The organism is Sphingomonas sp. LC-1, from assembly GCF_025371035.1.
Taxonomy (GTDB): domain Bacteria; phylum Pseudomonadota; class Alphaproteobacteria; order Sphingomonadales; family Sphingomonadaceae; genus Sphingomonas; species Sphingomonas sanguinis_E.
The window spans coordinates 1-2,500 of sequence record NZ_JANZXB010000033.1 but is presented as its reverse complement, the minus strand read 5'-3'; the positions used below and the strand labels follow the sequence as shown (position 1 = coordinate 2,500).

The window sequence follows — 2,500 nt, the reverse complement described above, 5'->3', positions numbered from 1 at the left end:
CCCGGCGATCTATGCATGACCAGGATGAAGGTGCGGTAACACGCACTGGAGGTCCGAACCGATTAACGTTGAAAAGTTACCGGATGAGTTGTGCTTAGGGGTGAAAGGCCAATCAAGCCGGGAAATAGCTGGTTCTCCGCGAAAACTATTGAGGTAGTGCCTCGAGCGGACACCATAGGGGGTAGAGCACTGGATGGTTGCGGGGGTCGCGAGATCTACCAATACTAACCAAACTCCGAATACCTATGAGTGATACTCGGGAGACAGACGGCGGGTGCTAAGGTCCGTCGTCAAAAGGGAAACAGCCCTGACCTACAGCTAAGGTCCCCAAGTCGTGTCTAAGTGGGAAAGCATGTGGAAATCCCAAAACAACCAGGAGGTTGGCTTAGAAGCAGCCATCCTTTAAAGAAAGCGTAACAGCTCACTGGTCTAAACAAGGGTTTCTGCGGCGAAGATGTAACGGGGCTCAAGACACGCACCGAAGCTTAGGGTGTACACTTTGTGTACGCGGTAGCGGAGCGTTCCGTAAGCCTGCGAAGCGATCTGGTAATGGGTCGTGGAGGTATCGGAAGTGCGAATGCAGACATGAGTAGCGATAAAGAGGGTGAGATGCCCTCTCGCCGAAAGACCAAGGGTTCCTGCGCAAGGCTAATCCGCGCAGGGTGAGCCGGCCCCTAAGACGAGCCCGAAGGGGGTAGTCGATGGGAACCACGTTAATATTCGTGGGCCTGGTGGTGTGTGACGGATCTCGTGTGTTGTACGTCCTTATCGGATTGGACGTGCCTCGAAGAGGTCCCGGGAAATAGCCCCACCGTATAGACCGTACCCGAAACCGACACAGGTGGTCAGGTAGAGTATACCAAGGCGCTTGAGAGAAGTGTCCTGAAGGAACTCGGCAAATTGCCTCCGTACCTTCGGAAGAAGGAGGCCCCATGTAAGCGCAAGCTCTCATGGGGGGCACAGGCCAGGGGGTAGCGACTGTTTAGCAAAAACACAGGGCTCTGCTAAGTCGGCTTCAAGACGACGTATAGGGCCTGACGCCTGCCCGGTGCCTGAAGGTTAAGTGGAGGAGTGCAAGCTCTGAAATGAAGCCCAGGTAAACGGCGGCCGTAACTATAACGGTCCTAAGGTAGCGAAATTCCTTGTCGGGTAAGTTCCGACCTGCACGAATGGCGTAACGACTTCCCCACTGTCTCCAGGACATGCTCAGCGAAATTGAATTCTCCGTGAAGATGCGGAGTACCCGCGGTTAGACGGAAAGACCCCGTGCACCTTTACTGCAGCTTCAGAGTGGCATTGGACAAGAACTGTGTAGCATAGGTGGGAGGCTTTGAAGCATTGGCGCCAGCCGATGTGGAGCCATAGGTGAAATACCACCCTGTTGTTGTTTAATGTCTAACCTCGTACCGTGAAACCGGTACAGGGACCCTCTGTGGCGGGTAGTTTGACTGGGGCGGTCGCCTCCTAAAGAGTAACGGAGGCGCGCGAAGGTTGGCTCAGGCCGGTTGGAAACCGGCTGTTAGAGTGCAATGGCATAAGCCAGCCTGACTGCGAGACTGACAAGTCGAGCAGAGACGAAAGTCGGTCATAGTGATCCGGTGGTCCCTCGTGGAAGGGCCATCGCTCAACGGATAAAAGGTACGCCGGGGATAACAGGCTGATAACCCCCAAGAGCTCATATCGACGGGGTTGTTTGGCACCTCGATGTCGGCTCATCACATCCTGGGGCTGGAGCAGGTCCCAAGGGTTTGGCTGTTCGCCAATTAAAGTGGTACGTGAGCTGGGTTCAGAACGTCGCGAGACAGTTTGGTCCCTATCTGCCGTGGGCGTCGAAATTTGAGAGGAGTTGACCCTAGTACGAGAGGACCGGGTTGAACGTACCTCTGGTGTACCTGTCGTCGTGCCAACGGCGCAGCAGGGTAGCTATGTACGGACGGGATAACCGCTGAAAGCATCTAAGCGGGAAGCCTCCCTCAAGATAAGATTTCTCAGGACGGTCGAAGACCACGACCTTGATAGATCGGATGTGGAAGTGCGGTAACGCATGGAGCTAACCGATACTAATTGTCCTATTCGCGCTTGAGAGCTCCACACCCCCACCATCAGCCCTGGGCTAGATGGCAGGGTGCGGTCATTATCAAGCCAGGTGCATCGATTTTATACCCAATCCCCCGAAGCGAGGTCTCCTCCCCTCGGGGCCCCCATCAAGTACCTCTTGATGGGGATTGTTATTCGCGGACTCTATTGCCTGGTGGCCATAGCGTCGGTGTCCCACCCGATCCCATCCCGAACTCGGCCGTGAAACCCGACTGCGCCAATGGTACTACTGCTCAAGCAGTGGAAGAGTAGGGCGTCGCCAGGCATTACAGCCCGCGAATACAAAAACCCATTCACTTGTCCTTGCCCCTATACCCAGTGTCGCGGGGTGGAGCAGCCCGGTAGCTCGTCAGGCTCATAACCTGAAGGCCGCAGGTTCAAATCCTGCCCCCGCAACCAACGC

Annotated in this window: 1 tRNA gene and 2 rRNA genes (1 of these 3 cut by a window edge); all 3 read left to right on the top strand. The window is 55.5% G+C overall.

What is annotated here, in order from left to right:
* Positions 1–2,084 (top strand): 23S ribosomal RNA (locus tag NZL82_RS19535); it begins 707 nt to the left of the window's first position.
* 163 nt (positions 2,085–2,247) lie between these two features.
* Positions 2,248–2,362: ribosomal RNA gene (rrf, locus tag NZL82_RS19530) — 5S ribosomal RNA — on the top strand.
* 57 nt (positions 2,363–2,419) lie between these two features.
* A tRNA-Met gene (locus NZL82_RS19525) sits at positions 2,420–2,496 on the top strand.
* Positions 2,497–2,500 lie beyond the last annotated feature (4 nt).